At 69.5% G+C, this 20,774-nt stretch carries 20 protein-coding genes; 14 read left to right on the top strand and 6 right to left on the bottom strand.

Going from position 1 to position 20,774, the window contains the following annotated elements; genetic code table 11:
• Positions 1-6: 6 nt before the first annotated feature.
• The 3 genes from AC1DY5_RS00475 to AC1DY5_RS00465 all read right to left on the bottom strand — a co-directional run bounded on the left by AC1DY5_RS00475 (position 7) and on the right by AC1DY5_RS00465 (position 3,406).
• Positions 7-1,830, bottom strand: coding sequence for a tetratricopeptide repeat protein (locus AC1DY5_RS00475; RefSeq protein ID WP_478107280.1), 1,824 nt, complete (start codon positions 1,828-1,830; stop codon positions 7-9).
• 117 nt (positions 1,831-1,947) lie between these two features.
• Positions 1,948-2,397 (bottom strand): META domain-containing protein, encoded by a 450-nt coding sequence (locus AC1DY5_RS00470; RefSeq protein WP_478107278.1) that lies wholly within the window; start codon positions 2,395-2,397, stop codon positions 1,948-1,950.
• Positions 2,398-2,485: 88 nt separating this feature from the next.
• Positions 2,486-3,406, bottom strand: a complete 921-nt coding sequence (locus AC1DY5_RS00465; RefSeq protein WP_478107276.1) for a tetratricopeptide repeat protein — start codon at positions 3,404-3,406, stop codon at positions 2,486-2,488.
• A 36-nt stretch (positions 3,407-3,442) separates the two neighbouring features.
• On the opposite strand from AC1DY5_RS00465, the gene purE reads away from it, so the two are divergent.
• Genes purE through AC1DY5_RS00450 form a run of 3 tightly spaced genes read left to right on the top strand, consistent with a single transcriptional unit; the run spans position 3,443 to position 6,164 of the window.
• Positions 3,443-3,985: a 5-(carboxyamino)imidazole ribonucleotide mutase gene (purE, locus tag AC1DY5_RS00460; protein ID WP_478107274.1), complete on the top strand. Its 543-nt coding sequence runs from the start codon at positions 3,443-3,445 to the stop codon at positions 3,983-3,985.
• Positions 3,982-5,148 carry a 5-(carboxyamino)imidazole ribonucleotide synthase gene (locus tag AC1DY5_RS00455; RefSeq protein ID WP_478107272.1) on the top strand — a complete coding sequence of 389 codons (1,167 nt, stop codon included), beginning with the start codon at positions 3,982-3,984 and terminating at the stop codon, positions 5,146-5,148. Before purE ends, AC1DY5_RS00455 begins: the two co-directional genes overlap by 4 nt.
• A gap of 14 nt (positions 5,149-5,162) precedes the next feature.
• Entirely contained in the window at positions 5,163-6,164 is a 1,002-nt protein-coding gene (locus AC1DY5_RS00450) for an L-threonylcarbamoyladenylate synthase (RefSeq protein ID WP_478107331.1), read from the top strand.
• Positions 6,165-6,186: 22 nt separating this feature from the next.
• On the opposite strand, the gene AC1DY5_RS00445 is transcribed toward AC1DY5_RS00450, so the two are convergent.
• Positions 6,187-7,737, bottom strand: coding sequence for an alpha/beta hydrolase family protein (locus tag AC1DY5_RS00445; RefSeq protein WP_478107270.1), 1,551 nt, complete (start codon positions 7,735-7,737; stop codon positions 6,187-6,189).
• Positions 7,738-7,838: 101 nt separating this feature from the next.
• Complete coding sequence (gene dacB, locus AC1DY5_RS00440; RefSeq protein ID WP_478107268.1) at positions 7,839-9,278, bottom strand: D-alanyl-D-alanine carboxypeptidase/D-alanyl-D-alanine endopeptidase; 1,440 nt, start codon at positions 9,276-9,278, stop codon at positions 7,839-7,841.
• Positions 9,279-9,355: 77 nt separating this feature from the next.
• Between dacB and AC1DY5_RS00435 the strand changes: the two genes are divergently transcribed.
• From AC1DY5_RS00435 to AC1DY5_RS00395, 9 genes are all read left to right on the top strand, one after another.
• Positions 9,356-10,372 carry a DMT family transporter gene (locus tag AC1DY5_RS00435; RefSeq protein ID WP_478107266.1) on the top strand — a complete coding sequence of 339 codons (1,017 nt, stop codon included), beginning with the start codon at positions 9,356-9,358 and terminating at the stop codon, positions 10,370-10,372.
• Positions 10,365-11,042, top strand: a complete 678-nt coding sequence (gene tsaB / locus AC1DY5_RS00430; RefSeq protein ID WP_478107265.1) for a tRNA (adenosine(37)-N6)-threonylcarbamoyltransferase complex dimerization subunit type 1 TsaB — start codon at positions 10,365-10,367, stop codon at positions 11,040-11,042. Before AC1DY5_RS00435 ends, tsaB begins: the two co-directional genes overlap by 8 nt.
• Positions 11,039-11,614 carry a GNAT family N-acetyltransferase gene (locus AC1DY5_RS00425; protein ID WP_478107263.1) on the top strand — a complete coding sequence of 192 codons (576 nt, stop codon included), beginning with the start codon at positions 11,039-11,041 and terminating at the stop codon, positions 11,612-11,614. The genes tsaB and AC1DY5_RS00425 overlap by 4 nt, the downstream gene beginning before the upstream one ends.
• Complete coding sequence (locus AC1DY5_RS00420) at positions 11,611-12,396, top strand: uracil-DNA glycosylase family protein (protein ID WP_478107261.1); 786 nt, start codon at positions 11,611-11,613, stop codon at positions 12,394-12,396. The genes AC1DY5_RS00425 and AC1DY5_RS00420 overlap by 4 nt, the downstream gene beginning before the upstream one ends.
• A gap of 10 nt (positions 12,397-12,406) precedes the next feature.
• A complete protein-coding gene (gene pyrF / locus AC1DY5_RS00415) occupies positions 12,407-13,231 on the top strand; it encodes an orotidine-5'-phosphate decarboxylase (RefSeq protein ID WP_478107259.1) in 825 nt (274 codons plus the stop codon).
• Between the two features lie 178 nt (positions 13,232-13,409).
• A complete protein-coding gene (locus AC1DY5_RS00410; protein WP_478107257.1) occupies positions 13,410-15,263 on the top strand; it encodes a DUF1800 domain-containing protein in 1,854 nt (617 codons plus the stop codon).
• 11 nt (positions 15,264-15,274) lie between these two features.
• Complete coding sequence (locus tag AC1DY5_RS00405; RefSeq protein WP_478107255.1) at positions 15,275-16,750, top strand: DUF1501 domain-containing protein; 1,476 nt, start codon at positions 15,275-15,277, stop codon at positions 16,748-16,750.
• Positions 16,751-16,792: 42 nt separating this feature from the next.
• Positions 16,793-17,143 carry a GFA family protein gene (locus tag AC1DY5_RS00400; RefSeq protein ID WP_478107253.1) on the top strand — a complete coding sequence of 117 codons (351 nt, stop codon included), beginning with the start codon at positions 16,793-16,795 and terminating at the stop codon, positions 17,141-17,143.
• A complete protein-coding gene (locus tag AC1DY5_RS00395) occupies positions 17,140-17,637 on the top strand; it encodes a GFA family protein (RefSeq protein WP_478107251.1) in 498 nt (165 codons plus the stop codon). The genes AC1DY5_RS00400 and AC1DY5_RS00395 overlap by 4 nt, the downstream gene beginning before the upstream one ends.
• Here the strand turns inward: AC1DY5_RS00395 and AC1DY5_RS00390 are convergent.
• Complete coding sequence (locus AC1DY5_RS00390; RefSeq protein ID WP_478107249.1) at positions 17,618-18,445, bottom strand: IclR family transcriptional regulator; 828 nt, start codon at positions 18,443-18,445, stop codon at positions 17,618-17,620. The two genes, AC1DY5_RS00395 and AC1DY5_RS00390, sit on opposite strands and share 20 nt — an antisense overlap.
• A gap of 118 nt (positions 18,446-18,563) precedes the next feature.
• Between AC1DY5_RS00390 and AC1DY5_RS00385 the strand changes: the two genes are divergently transcribed.
• Both AC1DY5_RS00385 and AC1DY5_RS00380 read left to right on the top strand, forming a co-directional pair.
• Positions 18,564-19,523 carry an MBL fold metallo-hydrolase gene (locus AC1DY5_RS00385; protein ID WP_478107247.1) on the top strand — a complete coding sequence of 320 codons (960 nt, stop codon included), beginning with the start codon at positions 18,564-18,566 and terminating at the stop codon, positions 19,521-19,523.
• 4 nt (positions 19,524-19,527) lie between these two features.
• The coding region (locus AC1DY5_RS00380; protein WP_478107245.1) for an FAD-dependent oxidoreductase at positions 19,528-20,774 on the top strand (1,247 nt) is incomplete at its 3' end.

Genomic DNA, 20,774 nt, shown 5'->3' with positions numbered 1-20,774 from the left:
CGTTGGTCAATCTTTCACTCCGGCCTCGCGCAAGGCGTCGACCAGCAGCCTGAACTGCTCGGGGGCGCGCTCGGCCGCCGGATAGTTCTTCTTGAATCGGGTCAGCGAATACGCCGGATCGAGCCGCATCAGACGCTCGACCGTCGCGCGTGCCTCGTCCGGGCGATGCGACAAGGCCTGCGCGATCGCCAGGGCCCGGTAGGTCGAGGGGTGGATGGCGTTGCGTTGCAGTGAGCGTTGCGCCAGGCGAATAGCCTCTTCGTAGTCGCCGTTGGCGATGGCCATCGATGCGGACAGCGATTCATAGTAGTAGGCCAGGGGGTCCAGCGGCGACAGCGCGCGCGCCCGCCTAGACGCGGCCTGGGCCTGCGGGCCCTGCGCTTCAAAGGCGTGGGTCATGCCCTTGAACAGCCATGCCAGGGGCTCGTTGGGGTTGTGTGTCACGGCTTCGTCCAGCCGCAGCGCCGCCTTGTCGAAATCCTTGATCAGGTGGCAGTAGACGAAGCCCTCCATCGCCAGCGCCAGCGCGTTGGCGGGGTCGCTGTCGAGGGCGCGGCGGGTCTGGTCGAGGGCGCGCGAGGCATCGTCGGCCGGCGACGTGGACAGCCCGCGGGTGGCGCAGAGTACATACCACTTCGCGAGCCAGGCACGGGCCAGCGGGTGCCGCGAATGCCGCTCGACCAGATGCTCGAGCACCTCCCGGCTGCGCACGAAGTCGGCGCGGGCCGAGCGGTGCATGAGGCTGATGCCGCCGAGCATCAGCGAATAGCTGGACAGGGTCGGGATCGGCGCGGTGCTGACCAGCGACAGTTCGCTGCTGAGGATCGCCGAGTTGATCTCCGTGGCGAACTCGTCGATGGTCTCACTGCGGACATTGAACAGGTCCTCCAGCGCTGCCGTGCGGCGCGAGGCCCAGATCACCCGGCCGGAGCCGACATGGGCGAGTTCGGCGTTCATCAGGATCTGCCGGCCGGGCGCGTAGTAGCTGCCGGACAGCACGTAGTTCGCGGCCAGGCGGCCGCCGATGTCGCCCAGGCTCAGGTCGCGCTGTCCCAGCGGGCGGGTGGAGAGCCGGGAGACCACGCGCAGTTGGTCCGACTTGGAGATCTGGGCGATGATGCCGTCGGCGATCAGGTCGCCGATCACGTCCATCTGGGATTCGCCGTGCTGGAAGGAGAATGGCAGCACGGCGATGGTGGCCTGCAAGACCGGCGGGGGCGCTGCGCTGTCGCGAAAGGTGATGGGTGCAAAAGGCGCTCCGAGACGTGCCAGGCGGTAGGCCCGAACCGGCTGGTCGATGTGCTTGAGCCAGCATTCGCCGAGATCCTCGAACACGCCATCGAGCTCGTCGTCCAGCAGATCGTGCATTTCCGCCGTGATCACGGTCTGGCCCGGCGATGCCAGCGTCGCCACGCGCGCCGCCAGGTTGACTCCGTGGCCGTAGATGTCGTCCTGGTCGACATAGACGTCGGTCGCGTGCATGCCCGCGCGCAGTCGCAGGGTGCGGCCATCGGCCAACCGGGGGCAGTGCGTGTCCATCCAGTCATGGATGGCGAACACCGCCGCTGCAGCTTGCCGCGGAGCATCGAACTCCAGCATCAGGCCGTCGCCAAGACTTTTCACCAGCCGTCCTTCGTGGTCGGGCAGGATCGACTGGTTCAGCCGCGCCAGCAAGGCTTGCCAGCTCGTGATGACACCCCGCTCATCTGCCTGCATGAGGGCCACGGATTCGACGAGATCCACGACCAGCACGACCTTGCGGCGGTACGGGAGGCGCAACCCCTCTGCTTCCGGAACGGAGATCGTGTGAGGATTGGTCTGCAACGTCATCCCCTCTCGGCAGGAGGCAAGCGCCAGAACGCGAATTCGCATTCTTGATGCAGACCCGGCGCCTGTCCATCGCACGGATGGCCTACGCCCGGGCGCGGGGGCAATTCCGGGGGAGCCTCAGCGCGAGGTGCTCAGCGTCGCCACGGTGCGGCCACCCGCATCGAGCAAGGCCAGCCGCGTCGGGCTTTGCAGCCGGTAGCTGGTGGTGGCCTGCAGGGCGGCGAAGAACTGCTGCTCCTTGGTGCCGAGCGCCGGATCGGTGCAGGCCATCCGCGTCGACGCCAGCTGGCTCAGCTTGAGCATGCTGCCGCTGCGCTCGAAGGTGCCCGACAGTCGGTTGCAGCCGCCCGAGCCGCTGACGCGCCCGTTGCGGCGGTCGAACTGGACTTGCGGATCGCGCTGCGGGTCGCCGCCGCTGGCCACCGGCTCGCCGCCGAGCTGGTCGAGGCGCCAGACCGGACCCTCGATCGGCTCGTCGAGGCTGATGGCGCTGCCGCATCCGGCGGTCAGCGCGGCGGCCAGCAGGGCGGCTGTGACAAGGGGAATGGCGGCAGGGCGGGAGCGCATGGCCTGTCTGTCCTTCTGCAACAAATTGATATTTGCTGCATCGTATTCGACCGGGCCCGCGCACTCAATCGCGCGGCTCCCGGGCCTTTCAGCTCAGCACCACGCTGCTGAGGCGCCGGCGGTAACTGGCCACGGTCGGGTCATCGGGCGGAATCTGGCCGTCGGCGACCTTGACCTTCGGCGGCTCGATGATGTCGAGGATGGCGATGTAGGTCTTGCGCGCCAGATCCTCGTTCCAGCTCTTGTCGCGCATCAGAATGTCGAGCAGCTCGTCCATCGCGTCGGTCCAGCGCTGGGCGGCCATCAGCAGGCGGGCGCGGTCGAAGCGGGCCTCGAAATCGCGTTTGTTGGCGGCGATCCGGGCTTCCAGTTCAGCCTGGGAGGGCGCGGCACCGCTGGCCGGTGCCGAGAAATCGATCGCATCCATCCAGCGCTGCAGCGAATCGAAGCGGCGCACCAGCGTGGTCTTGGCGATCACCGGGGCGAAGGCGACCTTGGCATCGTCGACGCGGCCTTCCTGCAGCAGCAGCTTGACGTAGTCGAAGCGGGCGTCGTCGTTGGCCGGGTCGGTGGCGACCGCATGCTGCAGCTTCTCGAGGGCGCCCAGCGTATCGCCCTCGGCCAGCGCCTCCTGGGCCGATGCCTCCTGCTCGGCCGCCTCGACCTCCCCGGCCTCCGGCACGTGCTTGTCGAGGAAGGTGCGGATCTGGTCGGCCGGGATCGCGCCGACGAAGCCGTCGACCGGCTGTCCGCCCTTGAACATCACGCAGAAGGGGATGCTGCGCACCCCGAACATCTGGCTCAGCTGCTCGGAGATCTGCGGCACCTTGTCGGCGTCGAGCTTGGCCAGCGTGAAGCGGCCGGCGTATTCGGTCTCGAGCTTTTCGAGCACCGGCCCGAGCTGCTTGCAGGGCCCACACCATTCGGCCCAGATGTCGAGCAGGACCGGCGTGGTCATCGAGCCGTCGATCAGCTCAGACTGGAAATTTTCGAGGGTGATGTCGATCATCGCGGGAAGGTGGGGGTGAAACGTAAAATTGGAACCATGAAGCAAGCAATTCAGGTTGGTGTGGTGATGGGCTCGAACTCCGACTGGGAGACGATGCGCAACGCGGTCGAGATTCTCCAGCAATTCGGCATCGCCCACGAAGCCCGCGTGGTCTCGGCCCACCGGATGCCTGACGAATTGTTCGCCTACGCCGAGAGCGCCGCGCCGCGCGGGCTGGCCGCGATCATCGCCGGCGCCGGCGGCGCCGCCCACCTGCCCGGCATGCTGGCGGCCAAGACCGCTGTGCCGGTGCTCGGCGTGCCGGTCGCGAGCCGGCATCTGCAGGGCGTCGACTCGCTCTACAGCATCGTCCAGATGCCCAAGGGCGTGCCGGTGGCGACTTTCGCGATCGGCAACGCCGGCGCGGCCAATGCGGCGCTGTTCGCGGTGGCGATGCTGGCGGTTGGCGACCCGGCGCTGCGCGCCCGGCTCGATGCCTTCCGGCTGGCGCAGACCGAGGCCGCGCAGGCCATGACGCTGCCGCCGGGCGACGCGGCGCCGGTGTCGCCGTTCTCGCCCCAGGGCGGGGGGGCGCTGTGAGCGTCGTGCTGCCGGGCGCCACGCTGGGGGTGCTCGGAGGTGGCCAGCTGGGCCGCATGTTCGTGCACGCGGCGCAGGCGATGGGCTATTTCACCGCGGTCCTCGACCCCGATGCCGACAGTCCGGCCGGGCGCGTGAGCCATCACCACATCCACACCGACTTCACCGATGTCGACGGCCTGTCGCGGTTGGCCGGACTGGCCGATGCCGTGACGACCGAATTCGAGAATGTGCCGGCGCCGTCGCTCGAGCACCTGGCCGTGTCGCGGCCGGTGGCGCCGGGCCCGGATGCGGTGGCGATCGCCCAGGACCGGATCCGCGAGAAGGCCCACTTCCTGCGCTGCGGCGTCGAATGCGCGCCCTACGCCGTGATCGAGACCGCCGACCACCTGGCCGCCGTGCCCGCCGACCTGCTGCCCGGTATCCTCAAGACCGCGCGGCTGGGCTACGACGGCAAGGGCCAGCGCCGGGTGGCGACCCGGGCCGAGCTCGAAAGCGCATGGAACGATGCCGGCGGCGTGCCCTGCGTTCTCGAGAAGCTGCTGCCGCTGGATTTCGAATGCTCGGTGATCGTCGCCCGCGGCGAGGACGGGCAGATGGTCAACTTCCCGGTGCAGCTCAACCTGCACCGCGACGGCATCCTCGCCGTCACCGAGGTCCATCCGCACAACATGCCGGAGTCGACCGCACGCCGCGCCGTCGCCGCGGCCCGCTCGATCGCCGAGGGCCTGGCCTACGTCGGTGTGCTGTGCGTCGAGTTCTTCGTCCTTGGCGATGGCCGGCTGGTGGTTAACGAGATGGCGCCGCGTCCCCACAACAGCGGCCACTGGACGCTGAACGCCAGCGACGTGTCGCAGTTCGAGCTGCAGGTGCGCACCCTGGCGGGCCTGCCGCTCAATCCGCCGCGCCAGCACAGCGTGGCGATCATGCTGAACCTGCTGGGCGACCTGTGGTTCGTCGATGGCGATGGGCCGCAGGAGCCGCGCTGGGCCGACGTGCTGGCCCTGCCCGGCACCCATCTGCACCTCTACGGCAAGACCGAGGCGCGCCGCGGCCGCAAGATGGGACACCTCAACATCACCGGCGACGCGATCGAAACGGTCCGCAGCACGGCCGATTTCGCCGCCGCGCTGCTCGGCCTGCCTATTCCGCTGTCCGAATGAACGAGGCCCGCGGGATGATCAGCGATGGCAATGCGCCCGATGCCATCGACGAGGCCGCGCAGGTGCTGCGCGCCGGCGGGCTGGTCGCGTTTCCGACCGAGACCGTCTATGGGCTGGGGGCCGACGCCGGCAACGACGCCGCCGTCGCCGGCATCTTCGCCGCCAAGGGCCGGCCGAGCGACCATCCGCTAATCGTCCACGTGCCGGCCGGCGCGAAGGGCGCCGCGGCGCTGGCGCATTTCGCGCGGCCGCTGCCGCCCTTCGCCGAGAAGCTGGTGCACGCTTTCTGGCCCGGGCCGCTGACCTTGATCGTCGAGCGCCAGCCCGGGGTCGGTGCCGCGGCGGCGGGCGGCCAGGACACCATCGGGCTGCGCTGCCCGGCCCATCCGGTGGCGCAGGCGTTGCTGGCCGCCTGCGCTGAACGGGGCGTGCTGGGCGTCGCCGGGCCGAGCGCCAACCGCTTCGGCCGGGTCAGCCCGACCACCGCGCAGCACGTGCAGCAGGAGTTCGGCGACTCCCTGCTGGTGCTTGACGGCGGGCCGTGCGCGGTCGGCATCGAATCGACCATCGTCGACTGCAGCCGCGGGGCGCCGGTGCTGCTGCGGCCCGGCGCGATCACGCGGGCGCAGGTCGAGGCCGCCGGCGGAGAGCCGTTGCGCGACAAGGACACGCTCGGCGCCCCCGACCCGCGGGCCTCCGGCACGCTCGAGGCGCACTATGCGCCGAGCGCCAAGCTGCGCCTGATGGACGCCAAGGCGCTGCAGACCGGCCTCGATGTGCTCGGCGCCAATGCCGCCAACATCGCGGTCTGGTCGCGCACCGTGCTGAGCAGCCGCTCGCAGCGGGTCCTGCAGCGGCGCATGCCGGACGATGCGGCCGCGGCCGCGCAGCAGCTCTTCGCGGTGCTGCGGGCATTCGACGCCGAGGGCGTCAAGCTGATCTGGGTCGAAACGCCGCCGACCGGCCCGGAATGGGAAGGGGTGCGCGACCGCCTCTCCCGCGCCGCTGCGGCCTGACCGGCCCTGCGTCGGCCAGGGCTCAGCCTCCTGCGGTCAGCACGCCGGCGAAGAAGCCGCGCGCGGACGCGAGGCAGAAGGGCGGCACCAGCGTGCCGTGGTAGGCCTGGACCACCGCCTGCTGCTGGTCCGCGGCGGTGCCGCCGGCGTTCGCCGCGGTGTTGATCTTGGCCTGGGCGAAGCCGGCGCGCGCCGTCGAGAAGGCGTCGATGGCGGTGGTTTCCTCGAGGTCGACCACGGCCAGCGCCGACGCCGGCATGCCGCGGGCGCGGAAGTATCCGGCAGTGGCGCGGGTGCTCAGGAAGTTGATGGTCGGATCGTTGGCGCCGCCGCACATCAGCACCGGCCGCAGCGGCAGCCAGTTGCGCAGGTCGTTCGCCACCGCGGCCTTGCGGAAGCCGAGCAGCGGCTGGCAGCCTAGCGGGGAACTGGTGTTCAGCGAGGTGGAGGTCGCCGGCAGCGCGTTGCCGGGGCAGGGATTGGCCAGGATGTCATTGGCAGCCTGCCTCAGGTAGCTCTGCCGGACCAGGTTGTTGGGGGCATAGAAGACCGCCAGCGACGGATCGACCGGGCCCGGGACCGCATTCGGCGGAAAGAGCGCCAGCGGCGGCAGCTTGCCCGTCGTGTAGAGCGTGTTGATCGGCGTCAGGCTCGGCAGCAGGGTGTCGATGCCGGCGGCGTACTGCGCTTCGTAGATGTCGCCGGTGGCACTGTAGACGTTGCCGAACTGCTTCTGCCAGCTGGTCGATTGCAGCGGCGTGAACAGCGTGGCGCCGAGCGCCGGCCAGCCGCTGAAGTTGTAGTCGATCAGCAGGCTGATGGCGGAGGGCGCCGACAGCCCCGCCGATGCCGTGACCGACCTGCCGGTGGCCTGGAGCTCGCGGTGCGCCGCCAGCGCCACATAGCCGCCCTGCGAATAACCCGTGACGAACAGCGATCCCGCGTCGCTGGCATTGATCGCCGAGAAGGTCTTGCGCGCCGCAATCAGCGCGTCGACCATGTCCTTGCCCTGCTGGTCGCCGTTGAGGAAGGGGTGGTAGGTCAGCGTCGACTTGTCGTAGCCAGCGTAGTTCGGCGCCACCACGATGAAGCCCTGGGCCGCGAACATCGCGGCCACGGCCACGCCTTCGCCCGCGGCCGGCTGGCTGGTATCGGTCCAGCGCGCGATGTTGAAGTCGCGTGCCGCCGTGGTGCCGTGGGCGTACAGCACGACCGGGCGCGGTCCGTTGCACCCAGCGTCGGTGCCCGTGGGCACCATGATCGCGGCGGTCGCATTGGTGGCTTCGCCCTGGCCGCCGATGGTGCGGTATTCGAGATAGCGCAGGTCGACGCCGCACTTCGGAGTGCCGGCGATCGTCTGCAGCGTCTTGCCCTGCGGGGTGGCCTGCAGCAGGGTGGAGAAATCGGCGCTCGATAGCTGCTGCACCCGCTCGGGCGGCATCGTCACGACCGAGCCGCGTCCGGTGTCGGTGGTCGCCGGCGTGTTGAACACAAAGCCATCGCTTCCGCCACCCCCGCATCCGGCAAGGACCAGGGCAATGCCCGTCAGGGCGAGGGCGGGGAGTCTGTTCATGGAAGGCGTCTCCTGTGGTGCATTCGAATGGGGATCGATTCTGGGCAGTGCCAGCCTCCTGCGCAATCGGTATCCGCCTAAGGGGCGCAGTGTCCCGCCGCTCAGTCGTCCTCGGCCGCCCAGTCGACCAGGGCATCGAAGGCCGGGCGCGCCGCAGCCGCATTGCCGTGATTGGCGATCGCGACGACCACCCAGCGCCGCCCGCTGGTGCCATGCACGTAGCCCGCCACGCCGGCGGCGTCGCGCAGGCTGCCAGTCTTCAGGTGCGCGGCGCCGCCTGAACGCAGCGCCCGCTTGCGCAGCGTGCCGTCGACGCCCGAGGCCGGCAGCGAGGACACCAGCTCCGGCATCACGGGCGAGCGCCAGGCCAGCTGCAGCATCTTCGCGAGCGCGGCGGCGCTGATGCGCTCGTCGCGCGACAGGCCCGAACCGTTGTCGATCACCGGCTGGCCCTCGCCGGTGCCGACCCGGTCGTTCCACCACTGGCGCAGCGTGGCGCGCGAGACCTCGAGCGTGCCGTGCTTCTTCTGCTGCAGCCCGAGCGTCAGGAAGAGCTGCTGCGCCATCACGTTGTTGCTGTATTTGTTGATGTCGCGGATCACCTCGGCGAGCGGCGGCGACGTCGCCTCGAAGGCCGGCCGCAGCTCGGCCGGGACGCGGCCGTCGCGCACCTGGCCCTTGAGCCGTCCGCCCATTTCGGCCCAGAGGCCGCCGATGGCGCGGGCGGCGTAGCCGCGCGGGTCCGCATAGGCCACCGCCCAGGTCTTGTCGCCGCAGGCCGCCGGGTAGCTGCCCGCGAATCCGAGTCGCTCCGGGTCGGCGAACTCGCCGGCCAGGCTGCTGCGCCAGTCGCCGCACTCGCCGGCCGCGAGCGGCACCGTGGCCTGCATGGCAACGCCGGCCAGCGGCGGCTCGTAGCTCACCTGGGCGGTTTGCGTGCCGCGCTGGGGCGCGAAGTTCATCACCACCGACTTGAAATTGACCAGCAGCGCATCGGGCGCCGCGTTGTAGGGGCGCTGGCCTTCGCCGTCGAAGGCATTCGGATCGGCCTCGGCCACTTCGAAGGCGCTGCGGTCCAGCACGATGTCGCCGTCGATGCCCTGGATGCCCAGGCCCTGAACCCGGCGCAGCAGCAGCCACAGCCGCTCGAGCACCAGCTTGGGATCGCCCTGGCCCTTGATGTACAGGTTGCCCTCGAGTACGCCGTTTCGCACCGGACCGTCGACGTACACCGGCGTGTTCCAGGTGAAGGCCGGGCCCAGCAGGTCGAGCGCCGCGTAGGTGGTGACCAGCTTCATGATCGACGCCGGGTTGACCGGCACCTGGGACCGCCAGGCGAGCCGCGGCGGCCGCACGCCTTCGGCATCGACCACCAGCAGGGTCACGGCGTCGCGCGGCACCTTCGCGCGTTCCAGTGCGGCGTCGACTTCGTTCGGCAGCGGCTGGGCCAGGGCCGGCAGGGCGGCGGCCAGTGCGATGACCCACGCGAAGCCGCGGATTCGATGGGGAAGACGGCGCGCGGCGCGCAGGACGACGGTCATGCGCGAATTATCCCGGGCCGGCCCCAGTTCGCGGACCCGACGCAGCGCGCCGGCCGCCCACCCTGGATAATCGCCCGATGCCCGTCGCTCCCCGTTTTTCAGCCCGCACCATCGGCATCGGCGCGGCCGTCGTCACCGTTGGGGTCTGGACCGCTTTCATCGTGATCGCGCGGGCCTCCGCGGGGCGCTCGCTGACGCCTTTCGACATCACCTTTGTCCGCATCTCCGGCGCCAGCCTGGTGCTGCTGCCCTGGGGCGCCTGGCTGGTGATGCGCGCGCGGGCTGCCGGGGCGACCCAGGATTCGTTCTTCGGGCTCTCACCGCTGCCGCTGCGCCTGACCGCGCTGGCGGGCGTCTTCGGCGGCCTCGCCTACGCCCTCCTGGCCTATACCGGCTTCTTCTTCGCGCCGGCCAGCCATGCCTCGGTGCTGATGCCCGGCAGCCTGCCGTTGTGGACCACGCTGCTCGCGGCCCTGGTGCTGCGCGACCGCATCACGCCGCTGCGTGCGCTGGGGCTGGCGCTGATCGTCCTCGGCGACCTCTTCGTCGGCGGGGCCAGCCTGCTGCACGCGCTGGAAGGCGGCGGGGTCTGGAAGGGGGACCTGCTTTTCATGAGCGCGGCCTTCTCCTGGGCCTGCTACAGCATCGTGGTGCGGCGGCACGGGCTCGAGGCCGTGCGTGCCACCATCGCCATCACCGTGTTCGCCTTCGTGGCCTTCGTGCCGGCCTATGCGCTGCTGACCGCGGCCAGCCTGGTCGCGAGTCGGCTGAGCAGCGCGCCGGTCGGCGAAATCCTGTTCCAGATGGTGTTCCAGGGCGTCGGCTCGGTGGTGATCTCGGGCATTGCCTTCACGCGGATGATCCAGTACTTCGGGCCCGTGCGGTCGACGATGATCACGGCGCTGGTGCCGGGGCTGTCGGCGCTCGGCGCGGTCATCTTTCTCGGCGAGCCTCTGTACTGGAACCTGATCGCGGGGCTGCTGCTGGTGACGGCAGGCATCCTGTTCGGGGTCCAGCGCAGCCGGGCTCCCGGTGCTCGCCCGGCCCCTGCCGTGGCGGTGGCCGGTGCCGCGGGAGGGTGCATCGATGGCTAAGCTGCTGGCGTTCGACACCAGCACCGAGGCGCTGTCGATCGCGGTGCGCCGCGACGACCTGCTGCTCGAGCACAGCGGTGCCGGCGGCGCGCAGTCGTCGGCGAGCCTGATCCCGCTGATCCAGCAGTTGCTCGCGGCGGCTGGCCTGTCGCTGTCCGAACTCGATGCCATCGCCTTCGGCCGCGGGCCCGGCTCCTTTACCGGACTTCGCACCGCCTGCTCGGTGGCGCAGGGTCTGGGTTTCGGCGCCGGTGTCCGGCTGCTGCCGATCGACACCTTGCACGCCGTCGCCGAGGAAGCCCATGACCGTTTCGGCGTCACCCGCGTGGTGGCGGTGCTCGACGCGCGCATGGACCAGGTCTACGCCGCCGGCTACGACTTCACGGTCGAGGTCAGCGCCAGCGACGCCGAACTGCTGGCGCCCGAGGCCGTCGTGGTTCCGGCCGGCTGGGCATTGGCCGGCAATGCCTTTGCCGCCTACGGCGAGCGCCTGCCTCGCGCGGCCGCACGCCACGAGGTGCTGCCGACCGCCGCCGCGATGCTGCGCCTGGCGCCGGCGCTGCTGGCTGCCAGCCGCTCGGTCGCGCCGGCCGAGGCCTGGCCGCTCTATGTCCGCGACAAGGTGGCGCAGACCACCGAGGAGCGCGCTGCGCTGAAGGGGCGGACATGAGCGCCGTAATGCAGCAGCCGCGCGAGGCGCGGCTCGAACCGATCACGATCGACCGGGTTCCCGCTGTCTGCGCCATCGAGCGAAGCGCCTTCACCCATCCCTGGACGCCAGCCAACTTCATCGACTCGCTGGCCGCCGGCTACCACTGCCAGTGCCTGGTGGCCCCGACGCCGGACGATGCCGAAGCGCCGCGCGGCGCGCGGGCCCTCTGGAACAGGGTCACTTCACGCGGCACCGGCGAGACGCTGATCGGCTACTTCGTCGCCATGAAGGGCGTCGATGAAGTGCACTTGCTCAATATCACGGTGGCGCCGGCCTTCCAGCGCCAGGGCTGGGCGCCGCTGATGCTCGAGGCGCTGGCCGGCTGGTCGCGCGGCCTGCACGCGCAATGGCTCTGGCTCGAGGTGCGGGCCAGCAACCTGCGCGCGCTCGCGGTCTACGAACGCAACGGCTTCCGACGCGTGGGCATGCGCAAGGGCTACTACCCCGCGCAGGACGGCGCCCGCGAGGATGCGGTCGTGATGAGCCTGCGCCTGGACGAATCACCCAGCGCGTGGGGCGGATTGAAATGATGACCGATGCAATGAAGCTCGACGCGCGGCAGCGCGCCATGCTCGACGAAATGGGCATCAAGCTCTTCTGGTGGCGCCAGCCGGAACCGGCGGAGACGCCGGCCGCCCCTGAAGGCGTCCCTGCCGACCGGCTCGAGCCCGCGGTCGAGGTTCCGGCAGCAGAACTTCCCGCCGCTGCGCCCGCGCGGGCGGCACCGGCCGTCGCTGCGCCGGCGCCTGCCGTGCATCGGGCATCGCCTGCGCCGATGCAGGGCGCCGCCGTGCTGGCCGAGGCACCGCGGCGCCTCTGTGGCGACCCAGAGGTGTCGCAGGGTGGCTGGCTGATCGTCGCCGACATGCCGCCGGAGCTCGACGGCCGGCACGGCGATCCTTTCGAAGGCGATGCCGGCAGGCTGCTCCATGCCATGCTGAACGCGCTGCAATTGCATGGCGGCGCGCTGCCGGTGCACGTGATGCGCACGCACCGCGGCGTCGCTTCGGGCCAGGCCGGCAGTCCGCGTCCGATCGGCGAGGTACTGGCCGACAGTCTCGCGCCGCYGGCCCCGCGCGTGGTGCTGGCCATGGGGCCGCTGGCGGCGCAGAGCCTGGTGCAGAGCACCGAGCCGCTCGGCAAGCTGCGCGGCCGCGTGCTGCCGATGGACCTGCCGGACCTGCCAGACCTGCCGGCCGTGCCGGTGGTCGCCAGCTACCACCCGGCCTACCTGCTGCGCAATCCCGCCGACAAGGCCCGCGCCTGGGCCGACCTCTGCCTGGCCGCAGAACAGGTGGGACCGGCCGCCTAAAATTCGGTCCATGACCTTCCTGGACAAGCTGCGCGCCGCCGAGCGCCAAAACGGCTCGCTGCTGTGCGTCGGCCTCGACCCCGAGCCGACCAAATTCCCCGCCTCGCTCAAGGGCGACGCCAGCCGAATCTACGATTTCTGCGCCCGCATCGTCGACGCCACGGCCGATCTGGCGATCGCGTTCAAGCCTCAAATCGCCTATTTCGCCGCCCACCGGGCTGAAGGGCAGCTCGAGCAGCTCATGGAACACATGCGCCGCAATGCTCCCCATGTGCCGGTGATCCTCGACGCCAAGCGCGGCGACATCGGCTCCACCGCCGAGCAGTACGCGCGCGAGGCTTTCGAGCGCTACGGCGCCGACGCCGTGACCCTGTCGCCCTTCATGGGCTTCGATTCGGTCGAACCCTATCTGCGCCATCAGGGGAAGGGCGCCTTCCTGCTGTGCCGGACCAGCAACCCGGGCGGTGCCGACCTGCAAGGCCAGCGCCTGGCGGATGTTGAGGGCCAGCCCTTCCTGTATGAGCACGTGGCGAGGCTGGCCCAGGGGCCCTGGAACCTCAACGGCCAGCTGGGACTGGTGGTGGGCGCCACCTACCCGGCCGAGATCGAACGCGTGCGCGCCCTGGCGCCCACGGTGCCGCTGCTGATTCCCGGTGTCGGCGCCCAAGGCGGCGATGCGGTCGCCACCGTGCGCGCCGGCTGGCGCCCCGATGCGCCGATCGTGGTCAATTCGTCGCGAGCCATCTGCTACGCCTCGGCCGGTGAGGACTTCGCCGAGGCCGCCCGGCGCGAGGCCACGCGCACCCGAGACGCGCTCCAGGCCGCCAAGCCTTGATCGACACTCCGCGTCAGTCCGCAAGCCCCTCCGTGGTATCGATGTGACGGGAAAAGTCACATTTGCTCACAACTGTCGTACTAAACACTTCTCTTAATTTCCTCGGGGCCCGGGAAAAGGACGGGCATGGCAATTGCCTGATGAGGGACGGCGCGTCGGCGTCGAGGAGTGGAGTTCCATGGTGGAAGAGATCGCAATCGGTCGCGCCGAAGCGGCCGACGGGACATCGTGCGCGCAGGAAATCGTCGAAGCCTCCTCGGCCGGCGCGTCGTCCCATCGCTTGCCGCTGGCAGCGGCCCTGGCCTCGTCGGCGGCGCTGGCGGCTTGCGGCGGGGGCGGCGGCAGCAGTGGCGGCGGCCTGAGCCTGGCCGGCCTCGGCGGGTCGAGTGCGACCACCGTGCAGGCCGGTTCGCTGACCGCGCTGGCCAGCACCCCGACCGCGCAGACCTACGCCTACACGGAGGCCAAGACTGACGACGAAGCGGCGCGCTTCCTGCTGCAGTCGCAGTTCTCGGCTTCGGAAGCCGACATCGCCGCGGTGCGCAGCAAGGGCTACCTGCTCTGGCTCGGCGAGCAGGTCGACCGACCGGCCGAGCAGACCGGCCGCGACTGGATCCTGAGCAAGCCCTACAACACCGTCAACAGCGACGACATGATCTGGAACCAGCTCATGACCGCGCCCGACGCCTTCCGCAAGCGCATGGCGCTGGTGTTCACCGAGATCTTCGTGGTCTCGCGCAACGACATCGGCTCCAACTGGCCCGACCTCATGATGGCCCAGTACTGGGACATGCTGGTGGCCGGCGTCACGACCAACTTCCGCAAGCTGCTGGAGGACGTGACGCTGAATCCGGCGATGGGCTACTACCTCAACACGAAGGGCAACCAGAAGGAGAACGCCCAGGGTCGCCAGCCGGACGAGAACTATGCGCGCGAGGTGATGCAGCTGATGACCATCGGGCTCTTGCAGCTCGATGCCGACGGCGCGCCGAAGACCGGCAGCGACGGCGCGCCGCTCGACAGCTACAGCCTGGACGACGTGACCCACCTGGCGCGCGTCTTCACCGGCTACGACCTCGACATCCGCGCCGATGAGAAGAGCGGCACGCCCGGCGCCTTCACCCCGCCGGGCGCAACCTACACGGTCGAGAGCAGCGCCTGGACCTCGCGGCCGATGTCGCTCACGGCGTCGAGGCATTCTACGCTCGAAGCCAGGTTCCTCGGCGCCTCGGTGCCGGCCGGCACCGAGGGCGGCGCGGCATTGAAGATCGCGCTCGACACCTTGTTCAACCACCCGAACGTCGGCCCCTTCATCGGCAAGCAGCTGATCCAGCGGCTGGTGACCAGCAACCCGAGCCCGGCCTACGTCAAGCGTGTCTCGGATGTGTTCGCGGACAACGGCGCCGGCGTGCGGGGCGACATGAAGAGCGTCTTCGCGGCGGTGCTGCTCGACAACGAAGCCCGCAGCCCGGCCGGGCTCTCGGATCCGAACTTTGGCCGCCTGCGCGAACCGATGCTGCGCTTCACGCAGTGGGGGCGCAGCTTCGGCGCCGGCTCGACCAGCGGCAACTGGAAGATCGGCGACCTCTCGCGGCCCAACGACCAGCTGGGCCAGAGCCCGCTGCGCTCGCCGTCGGTCTTCAATTTCTTCCGACCCGGCTACGTGCCGCCGTCGACCTCGATGGCGGCCGCGAAGATGGTGGCCCCCGAGTTCCAGCTGGTCAACGAGACCAGCGTGGGCGGCTACCTGAACTTCATGCAGAACATCGTGCTGCCGAAAAGCACCGGCAAGGACGTCAATGCGGCCTATGCCGGCGAGCTGGCGCTGGTGCTCGACCCGACGGCGCTGGTGCAGCGCCTGAACCTGCTGCTGACCGGCAACCAGTTGCCCGCGGCCACCCAGGCGCTGATCGTCGGCGCCCTGGCCAACCCGGTCGTGACCGACAAGAGCACCGACGCTGTCAAGCTCAACCGCATCTACGCGGCGGTGCTGCTGGTGATGGCCTCGCCCTCCTACCTGATCCAGAAGTAAGGATCCGCGCGATGTACCTCATCGACCCGGCCGCGCACACGCGCCGTGCCTTCCTGCGCCGTTCCGGCCAGCTCGCGATGGCCGGCACCGCCCTGCCCTTCGCCCTCAACCTGGCCGCGATGGGGGAGGCGGCGGCCCAGGCCGCGTCCGGCGACGATTACAAGGCGCTGGTCTGCGTCTTCCTGTTCGGCGGCAACGACTATGCGAACACCGTCGTCACCTACGACGACCCGAGCTACAACGCCTACAGCACGATCCGCGTGCCGCAGGCCTCGGGCGGCGTCGCCATCGCCAAGGATGCGCTCGCCAACACGCGGCTGGTGCCGAGCGTGGCGCTGCCCGACGGCCGGCAGTACGCGCTGCATCCGTCGATGACGCAGCTGGCCGGCCTCTTCAACAACGAAGGCAAGGTGGCGGTGCAGCTCAACGTCGGCCCGCTGGTGGTGCCGCTGACGCGGGCCCAGTACAACAACAGCAACAAGAAGCTCTACCCGCAGCCGCCCAAGCTGTTCTCGCACAACGACCAGCAGTCGACCTGGCAGTCGTCCTCGCCCGAGGGTTCGACGATCGGCTGGGGCGGCAACATCGGCGACCTGATGCTGGCGCAGCGGCAGAACACCAATTCGCTGTTCACCTGCATCTCGGTGGCCGGCAACGCGGTCTTCCTGTCGGGCGACCAGGCGTTGCAATACCAGGTCAGCACCGGCGGCGCGGTCGGCATACGGAGCATCAAGGACAACACGACCTTCGGCTCGAGCACGGTCAAGGCGGCGATCGCGCAGCTGGCCCAGGAGTCCCGCAGCCACGCGCTCGAGAACGAATACAACAAGGTCACCAAGCGGGCGGTTGAGGCCGAGACCACGGTCACCGCGGCGATCGCGCCCGCCACCTTCGCCACCGACACCTTCGCCGGCCTCAACAGCGGGCTGGCCAACCAGCTCAAGATGGTGTCGCGGATCATCCGCGGCCGTTCCACCCTCGGCGTCAAGCGGCAGGTCTTCTTCGTCTCGATGGGCGGCTTCGACCTGCACGACAACCTGATCGCCAACCAGCCCAACCTGATGCAGCAGCTGAGCGATGCCTTGGCTGCCTTCCATCGGCAGATGGTCGCCCAGGGCATGGCCGACAAGGTCACGGCCTTCACCGCCTCGGACTTCGGCCGCACGCTGGCAAGCAACGGCGATGGCTCCGACCACGGATGGGGCGGCCATCACTTCGTCGTCGGCGGGGCGGTCAACGGTAAGAAGTTCTACGGCACGCCGCAGGTGGTCAGCATCAACAACGACGCGAAGGTGGCGGGCTACGAAGGCCACGTGGGGCAGGGCCGCCTGATCCCGAGCACCTCGGTCGACCAGTACGGCGCCACGCTGGCCAAGTGGTTCGGCGTGCCCGACGCCGACCTGCCGGGCATCCTGCCGAACCTGAAGAACTTCGGCGGCAACGTCAACGGTCTCGATTTTCCGAAGAACCTTGGATTCATGGCCTGAGCAGGTGTAATCTGCGTGGCGCCAACGCTTCGGAGACGCCCCATGATTTACCAGGGAAGCTGCCATTGCGGCCGGATCGCCTTCACCGCCGACGGCGAGATCGAGGGCGCGCTGGCCTGCAACTGCTCGATGTGCCAGCGCAAGGGCTCGCTGCTGTGGTTCATCCCGCGCACCCGGTTTACGCTGCAGACGCCCGAGGACGACAACATGGGCACCTACCTCTTCAACAAGCACGCGATCCGGCACCGCTTCTGCAAGACCTGCGGCATCCATCCCTTTGCCGAGGCAACGGATCCCAAGGGCCAGCCGACCGTGGCGGTCAACATCCGCTGCCTCGAGGGCATCGACCTCGATGCGGTACCGGTGAAGCATTTCGACGGGCGCTCGCGTTGAACGCCCCCGCGGCCGCCGGGCCGGATCCGTTCCCGATCGAGGGCGGCTGTACCTGCCGCGCGGTCGGCTATCGCATGGCCGCGCGGCCGCTGTTCGTGCATTGCTGCCATTGCCGCTGGTGTCAGCGCGAGAGCGGCTCGGCTTTCGCCCTCAACGCCATGATCGAGACCGATCGTGTCGAGCTGCTCGAAGGCGAGACTGAGCGGGTGCCGACGCCCTCGGCCAGTGGTCAGGGCCAGACCATCGTTCGCTGCCCTCGCTGCCGCGTCGCGTTGTGGAGCCACTATGCCGGTGGCGGCGAGGCGATCGCCTTCGTGCGCGTCGGCACGCTCGACGACCCCGACCTGCTGCCGCCTGACATCCACATCTTCACGATGTCGAAGCAGCCCTGGGTGCTGCTGCCGCCGGGCGCGCCGGCGGTGGCCGAGTACTACCGCCGGTCGGAGTACTGGCCGGCCGAGAGCATCGCGCGCTTCAAGGCCTTGAAGGGGTAGCGCCCAGCCGCTGCGACACCTGGTCGGCGCAGGCTCTGAGCGCGCGCGCGATCTCGCCGTCCCACCGGGTGTCGAAGATCGCCGCCGGTCCGATGGCGGTGACGGCCAGCACGATCGCGCCTGTGGCGTCGAGCACCGGTGCCGACATCGCGCTGATGCCCGGCAGGATCTCGCCCTCCGAGCGGCTCAGGCCGCGGGCCCGCACGTCGTGCAGCTGCGCCTCGAAAGACCTCCAGTCCGGTAGCGGCTGCGCCGGCAGCATGCCGCGCTGCGGCGGCGCGGCCGCGCCCTTCTGCTCCCGCTGGCGCTCCTGCTCGAGCAGCCCGTGGACTACCTTCGGGTCGAGGTAGGCGCCGAACAGCCGGCCCGAGGCCGTGTGGGTGAGCGAGAACACGGTGCCGTGCCGCATGTTGACGTGCAGCGGCGCCGGCGACTCGGCGATCCGCACGATGGTGGCGCCACGGTCGCCCCAGACCGCGATCGCCACCGTGTGGCCGATCTGCTGCGCCAGATCGGCGATTAGCGGCGTCGCGATGTGCACCGGGTTGGCCTGCTGCAGGCTGATCAAACCCAGTTGCAAGGCGAGCGGTCCGAGCAGATAGTGGCCGGTGGTGCGGTCCTGCTCGATCAGCCCGATGCGGCCGAAGCTGACCATGTAGGGATGCGCCTTGGCGGCGGACATCTCGGCCTCGCGCGCCAGATCCTTGAGCGCCATCGGCCGGCCATGGTGCACCAGCGCGCGCAGCAGTTGGCCGCCCACCTCGATGCTCTGGATGCCGCGCTGCGCGCGATCGGACTCAGCCGCCATGGTTTTCGTCATTCGTTGATACAGAAGACATTAGACATTAACTGATCATCGAATTACACTCCTTGCATTCGTTCCACGCAAATTCATTCACCTTAGACAAATTGCAGGAGACTCCGTGATGACCGAGACCAAGAAGTTCGCCAGCCAGGCCGACCTCGAAGAAAAGAAGATCACCTTCAGCCAGATTTCCGAGCACGCTTGGGCCTACACGGCCGAGGGCGACCCCAACACCGGCATCGTCATCGGCGACGACTGCGTGCTGGTGGCCGACACCCAGGCCACGCCCGCGATGGCCGCCGACGTGGTGCGCCGGATCCGCGAAGTCACCGACAAGCCGATCAAGTACGTGGTGCTCACGCACTACCACGCGGTGCGCGTGCTGGGCGCTGCCGGCTACAAGCCCGAGCACATCATCGCCAGCCAGGACACGCGCGACCTGATCGTCGAGCGCGGCGAGCAGGACAAGGCGAGCGAGATCGGCCGCTTCCCGCGCCTGTTCCAGAACGTCGAGACCGTGCCGCCCGGCATGACCTGGCCGACCATGACCTTCACCGGCAAGATGACCTTGTGGCTCGGCAAGCTCGAGGTGCAGCTGATCCAGCTCGGCCGCGGCCACACCAAGGGCGACACCGTGGTCTGGCTGCCCCAGGAGCGCACGCTGCTGTCGGGCGACCTGGTCGAGTTCGACGCCACTCCGTACGCCGGCGACGCCTACTTCCAGGACTGGCCCCAGACCCTCGACAACATCGCGGCGCTCAAGCCCAAGGCGCTGGTGCCCGGCCGCGGCGCCGCGCTGACCACCCCCGAGCAGGTCGCCAAGGGTCTGGCCGGCACGCGCGACTTCATCGCCGACGTCTACAGCAGCGTGCAGGCAGGCGTGAAGGCCGGCCGCGACCTCAACGCGGTCTACAAGGAGACCTACGCCCGGCTCAAGCCCAAGTACAGCCACTGGGTGATCTTCGACCACTGCATGCCCTTCGACGTCAGCCGCGCCTACGACGAGGCCTCGGGCCATGCCGACCCGCGCATCTGGACCGCCGAGCGCGACATTGAGATGTGGAAAACGCTCGAAGGCTGAAGCCATGCAAGGCCTCGCATCCCAAGCCCGAACGCCGGTCGACTACCAGTCGCTGCGCTTCGACTACCGGCGGCACCCCGACCAGGATGCCGCGACGCCGGTCCGCCACCCGGTGGTGGTGGTCGGCGCCGGACCCGTCGGCCTGGCGCTGGCGATCGACCTGGCGCAGCAGCAGGTGCCGGTGGTGCTGCTCGACAACGACTGCACGCTGTCGAGCGGCTCCCGCGCCATCTGCTTCGCCAAGCGCACGCTCGAGATCTTCGACCGCCTGGGCTGCGCCGACCGGATGGTCGACAAGGGCGTGTCGTGGCAGGTCGGACGGGTCTTCTTCGGCGACGAGCAGGTCTACAGCTTCGACCTGCTGCCCGAGGCCGGCCACGAGCGCCCGGCCTTCATCAACCTGCAGCAGTACTACGTTGAGGGCTACCTCGCGGAGCGCGCCGCCGAGCTGCCGCTGATCGACCTGCGCTGGAACAACAAGGTGGCCGGCATCGCGCAGGACGCCGACCAGGCGCTGCTGACCATCGAGACGCCCGACGGCGAGTACCGCCTGGCGGCCGGCTACGTGGCCGCCTGCGACGGCTCGCGCTCCAGCCTGCGGCAGCTGCTGGGCCAGGAGGCCAAGGGCCGCGTGTTCCGCGACCGCTTCCTGATCGCCGACGTGAACATGGACGCCGACCTGCCGACCGAGCGCCGTTTCTGGTTCGACCCGCCTTTCCATCCGAAGCAGAGCGTGCTGCTGCACAAGCAGGCCGACAACATGTGGCGGGTCGACTTCCAGCTCGGCTGGGACGCCGATCCGGTGGAAGAGCGCAAGCACGAGAACATCATCCCGCGGGTGCGGGCGCTGCTCGACAGCATCGGCCACCAGGGCGTGCAGTTCGACATCGGCTGGGCCAGCGTCTACACCTTCGCCTGCCAGCGCATGGAGCACTTCCGCCACGGCCGCGTGCTGTTCGCGGGCGACTCCGCGCACGGCGTGTCGCCCTTCGGCGCACGCGGCGCCAACTCCGGCGTGCAGGATGCCGACAACCTGGCCTGGAAGCTGGCGGCGGTGCACAAGGGCGAGGCGTCCGAGGCGCTGCTCGACAGCTACGCCAGCGAGCGCGAGTATGCGGCCGACGAGAACATCCGCAACTCGACCCGCGCCACCGACTTCATCACGCCGAAGAGCGAGGTCAGCCGGCTGTTCCGCGATGCGGTGCTGGAGCTGTCGAAGCGCCATGCCTTCGCGCGGGCGCTGGTCAACAG

This window comes from Variovorax sp. P4_D9 (assembly GCF_056401695.1).
This window is presented reverse-complemented; position numbering and strand designations above follow the sequence as displayed.

Excerpts from the sequence above, each read along its gene's own strand:
- AC1DY5_RS00400 (WP_478107253.1), top strand. The coding sequence starts at position 16,793 with ATGATTTACCAGGGAAGCTGCCATTGCGGCCGGATCGCCTTCACCGCC.
- dacB (WP_478107268.1), bottom strand. The coding sequence starts at position 9,278 with ATGACCGTCGTCCTGCGCGCCGCGCGCCGTCTTCCCCATCGAATCCGC.
- AC1DY5_RS00450 (WP_478107331.1), top strand. The coding sequence starts at position 5,163 with ATGATCAGCGATGGCAATGCGCCCGATGCCATCGACGAGGCCGCGCAG.
- AC1DY5_RS00405 (WP_478107255.1), top strand. The coding sequence starts at position 15,275 with ATGTACCTCATCGACCCGGCCGCGCACACGCGCCGTGCCTTCCTGCGC.
- AC1DY5_RS00470 (WP_478107278.1), bottom strand. The coding sequence starts at position 2,397 with ATGCGCTCCCGCCCTGCCGCCATTCCCCTTGTCACAGCCGCCCTGCTG.
- AC1DY5_RS00465 (WP_478107276.1), bottom strand. The coding sequence starts at position 3,406 with ATGATCGACATCACCCTCGAAAATTTCCAGTCTGAGCTGATCGACGGC.
- AC1DY5_RS00390 (WP_478107249.1), bottom strand. The coding sequence starts at position 18,445 with ATGGCGGCTGAGTCCGATCGCGCGCAGCGCGGCATCCAGAGCATCGAG.
- tsaB (WP_478107265.1), top strand. The coding sequence starts at position 10,365 with ATGGCTAAGCTGCTGGCGTTCGACACCAGCACCGAGGCGCTGTCGATC.
- AC1DY5_RS00435 (WP_478107266.1), top strand. The coding sequence starts at position 9,356 with ATGCCCGTCGCTCCCCGTTTTTCAGCCCGCACCATCGGCATCGGCGCG.
- pyrF (WP_478107259.1), top strand. The coding sequence starts at position 12,407 with ATGACCTTCCTGGACAAGCTGCGCGCCGCCGAGCGCCAAAACGGCTCG.
- AC1DY5_RS00385 (WP_478107247.1), top strand. The coding sequence starts at position 18,564 with ATGACCGAGACCAAGAAGTTCGCCAGCCAGGCCGACCTCGAAGAAAAG.
- AC1DY5_RS00410 (WP_478107257.1), top strand. The coding sequence starts at position 13,410 with ATGGTGGAAGAGATCGCAATCGGTCGCGCCGAAGCGGCCGACGGGACA.
- AC1DY5_RS00425 (WP_478107263.1), top strand. The coding sequence starts at position 11,039 with ATGAGCGCCGTAATGCAGCAGCCGCGCGAGGCGCGGCTCGAACCGATC.
- purE (WP_478107274.1), top strand. The coding sequence starts at position 3,443 with ATGAAGCAAGCAATTCAGGTTGGTGTGGTGATGGGCTCGAACTCCGAC.
- AC1DY5_RS00475 (WP_478107280.1), bottom strand. The coding sequence starts at position 1,830 with ATGACGTTGCAGACCAATCCTCACACGATCTCCGTTCCGGAAGCAGAG.
- AC1DY5_RS00445 (WP_478107270.1), bottom strand. The coding sequence starts at position 7,737 with ATGAACAGACTCCCCGCCCTCGCCCTGACGGGCATTGCCCTGGTCCTT.